Annotated in this window: 1 rRNA gene; it reads left to right on the top strand. The window is 50.1% G+C overall.

What is annotated here, in order from left to right:
• Positions 1-168 precede the first annotated feature (168 nt).
• Positions 169-811, top strand: a 23S ribosomal RNA gene (locus OOZ48_RS18400); the annotation flags it as partial.

Here is an 811-nt window from a genome sequence, read left to right as displayed (position 1 = left end):
GTGTTGTGATTTACGGGTTGTGATTGCAAAATCAATTGTTCAAAAGTTCTTAAGATTCGATTGATGGGTGATCTCCTGATACAGGGGGATTATTCGTTGATCAGCCTTGATGGATTTGAACGGCACAAACACGCGAAACTCAAGTTCTTATAACCTGTAAAGTTATAGGATCAAGCGACTAAGTGCATATGGTGGATGCCTTGGCGATCACAGGCGATGAAGGACGTTGTAGCCTGCGAAAAGCTGCGGGGAGCTGGCAAACAAGCTTTGATCCGCAGATGTCCGAATGGGGAAACCCACCCTAGCGATAGGGTATCGTGCACTGAATACATAGGTGTACGAGGCGAACCGGGTGAACTGAAACATCTCAGTAGCTCGAGGAACAGAAATCAACCGAGATTCCGGCAGTAGCGGCGAGCGAAACCGGAGCAGCCTTGACGAGTTAGCGCAATCGATAGTCGAACGGTCTGGAAAGGCCGGCCGCAGCATGGTGATAGCCCTGTAGACGAAATCGATTGTGTGGGACTAGGCGTCAGACAAGTAGGGCGGGACACGTGAAATCCTGTCTGAAGATGGGGGGACCATCCTCCAAGGCTAAATACTCGTGATCGACCGATAGTGAACCAGTACCGTGAGGGAAAGGCGAAAAGAACCCCGGAAGGGGAGTGAAATAGATCCTGAAACCGTATGCATACAAACAGTAGGAGCCTCTATATGGGGTGACTGCGTACCTTTTGTATAATGGGTCAGCGACTTACATTCAGTGGCAAGCTTAACCGGATAGGGGAGGCGTAGCGAAAGCGAGTCCGAA

The sequence above is a fragment of the Castellaniella sp. S9 genome, assembly GCF_027257175.1.
Classification (GTDB): domain Bacteria; phylum Pseudomonadota; class Gammaproteobacteria; order Burkholderiales; family Burkholderiaceae_B; genus Castellaniella.
The sequence above is the reverse complement of the archived record's forward strand: the minus strand, read 5'-3'. Positions and strand labels throughout refer to the sequence as shown.